3 protein-coding genes are annotated in these 2,171 nt (G+C 68.9%); all 3 read left to right on the top strand.

The features are described 5' to 3' along the window. Positions 1-535, top strand: a 535-nt coding sequence (locus tag VES41_RS09010; RefSeq protein ID WP_324815774.1) for a methyl-accepting chemotaxis protein, incomplete at its 5' end; no start/stop codon positions are given. A 26-nt stretch (positions 536-561) separates the two neighbouring features. After that, the gene (locus tag VES41_RS09015; protein ID WP_324815776.1) at positions 562-792 is read left to right on the top strand and encodes a hypothetical protein; all 231 of its coding nucleotides are present in this window, start codon (positions 562-564) and stop codon (positions 790-792) included. A 38-nt stretch (positions 793-830) separates the two neighbouring features. Beyond that, the coding region (locus VES41_RS09020; RefSeq protein WP_324815778.1) for a methyl-accepting chemotaxis protein at positions 831-2,171 on the top strand (1,341 nt) is incomplete at its 3' end.

The raw sequence follows: 2,171 nt of genomic DNA on the forward strand, positions 1-2,171 counted from the left end.
GGCCAAGGAGATCAAGCAATTGATCGACGACTCGGTCGGCAAGGTCGAGGAGGGCAGCCGCCAGGTGGCGGAGGCCGGCCGGACCATGGAAGAGATCGTCGAGAGCGTCAGGCGCGTGACCGACATCATGGGCGAGATCACCTCGGCAACCCAGGAACAGACCTCCGGCATCGAGCAGGTCAACCAGGCCATCACGCAGATGGACCAGGTCGCGCAGCAGAACGCGGCGCTGGTGGAGCAAGCGGCCGCGGCCGCCGCCTCGCTGCAGGAACAGGCCGGCGGTCTGGTGCAGTCGGTCAGCGTGTTCAGGCTCGATGGCCTGGACGCGACCGGCCTGGCCATCGTGAAGGCCCTTGGCGCCGCGGGCGCCACGGCGACGGTGGCGTCGCAAAAGCAGCAAGTTTCCCCGGCCGCGGCAGCAGCATCTGCCGCCGCGGCCACATCCCCACCCGACCTGTCTCCCCCGCGCCCCGGCGTGGCCGCGCCCCGGCGCGTCGCCATGGCCGGCGCGGAGGGCGACTGGGCGGAGTTCTAGCCCACCCCTACTACCGAGCCCTCCCCATGAAAAACGTGTCGACCCCCCGCATCGGCGCCTGTCCGGCGACCATCCGCGGCATCTCGAGCCTGGACAGCGTCCTCGACCTGCTGGTTGAGCACAGCCAGGCGCAGGCGCAAGGCGGCCTGATCGACACCATCGCGCCGCGCGCCCCAGTGGCCGTTGCGCGGCAAGGGAAGGCGCCTCGCGTCAGGACCGGGTCGGGCCCCGTGGCCCCGGCAGAAGCGGCGGCGTGACACGCCGCCGCCCTCCCATTCACTCCCGAAGTCCTGACATGAAATCCCTATCCAACCTTCGCATCGGCACGCGCCTGGCCATCGGCTTCGGCCTCGTGCTGGTCCTCACGCTGGTCTCCGGCGGCTACGCCATGATGGTCGCCAAGCGCACCGCCGAGGCAACGCGCCGCATGATGGACAGCCCCCTGGCCAAGGAGCGGCTGATCTCCGACTGGTACGTGCTGACCTACTCGGCCATCGCGCGCACCGCCATGATCGCCCGCACCAGCGACAACAGCCTGCCGGTGACCTTCGCCGACGTCATCAGCGACAGCGTCAAGAAGGGCAGCGAAACCATTGCCCGGATCGAGCCACTGCTCGTCGTCGAGCAGGAGAAGGCGCAGTTCAGCAAGATCAACGAATTGCGCGCCAAGTACCAGGCCGCCAAGGTCGCGGTCATGAAGGCCAAGGAATCCGGCGATCCCGCCGAGGCGGAGCGGGCATACGCCCAGCAGTTCGAGCCGTCGGCCAAGGCGTACGAGAGTGCGGTGCTCGAGCTGTTGGCGATGGAGCGCAAGGCCATCGACGACATGAGCCGGGCGATCGCCGCGTCGAACGCGAGCGCCCTGCAGATGCGCCTCTTGCTGACGGCGCTGACCGTGCTGCTGGGCGCGTTGTGCGCCGTGCTGATCACGCGCAGCATCGTGCGTCCGCTGGGCCGTGCGGTGAAGGTCGCCGAGAAGGTGGCCGCGGGCGACCTGAGCTCGCGCATCGAGGTCGGCGGCCGCGACGAGACCGGTCAGCTCATGCATGCGCTGCGCACGATGAACGACAGCCTCTCCAAGGTGGTGAGCGAGGTGCGCTCGGGCACCGACACCATCGCCACCGCATCGGAGCAGATCGCCTCGGGCAACCAGGACCTGTCGTCGCGCACCGAGGAGCAGGCCAGCTCTCTGCAGCAGACCGCCGCTTCCATGGAAGAACTGACCAGCACCGTCAAGCAGAACGCCGACAACGCACGCCAGGCCAACCAGTTGGCGGCTTCGGCGTCCGAGGTGGCGGTGCGCGGCGGCAGCGTGGTCGGGCAGGTGGTGGAGACCATGGGTTCCATCAACACGTCGTCGCGCAAGGTCGTGGACATCATCGGCGTGATCGACGGCATTGCGTTCCAGACCAACATCCTGGCGCTCAATGCGGCGGTGGAAGCCGCCCGCGCCGGCGAGCAGGGCCGCGGCTTTGCGGTGGTGGCCTCGGAAGTGCGCAGCCTGGCGCAGCGCTCGGCCTCGGCGGCCAAGGAGATCAAGCAGCTGATCGACGACTCGGTCGGCAAGGTCGAGGAGGGCAGCCGCCAGGTGGCGGAAGCCGGCCGGACCATGGAAGAGATCGTCGAGAGCGTCAAG

Origin of the sequence: Variovorax sp. (genome assembly GCF_035634955.1) — a bacterium.
Lineage (GTDB): Bacteria > Pseudomonadota > Gammaproteobacteria > Burkholderiales > Burkholderiaceae_C > Variovorax.